The following is a 213-nucleotide window of genomic DNA, read 5'->3' on the forward strand; positions in this document are numbered from 1 at the left end:
ATCCGCGTGGCGGCGAGAAGGAACACTTCGAGCCTGCCGATGAAGTTCGCTACCGTGAGCGCACTGTGGCCGAACGGACCAACGCACGCCTCAAGGACGAGTTTGGTGGCCGCAACATCATGGTCAAAGGACATGCCAAAGTCATGAGCCATTTGATGTTCGGGCTGCTCGCCCTCGGCGCCGACCAGTTGATGCGACTTCGACGATGACCAT

1 pseudogene is annotated in these 213 nt (G+C 59.2%); it reads left to right on the forward strand.

Annotated features, from left to right (window positions below):
* Positions 1–209: pseudogene (locus F1735_RS38735) on the forward strand (IS5/IS1182 family transposase); the annotation flags it as partial.
* Between the last annotated feature and the right edge of the window lie 4 nt (positions 210–213).

The sequence above is a fragment of the Massilia genomosp. 1 genome (genome assembly GCF_011682185.1).
Taxonomy (GTDB): Bacteria; Pseudomonadota; Gammaproteobacteria; order Burkholderiales; family Burkholderiaceae_D; genus Telluria_A; species Telluria_A rubra.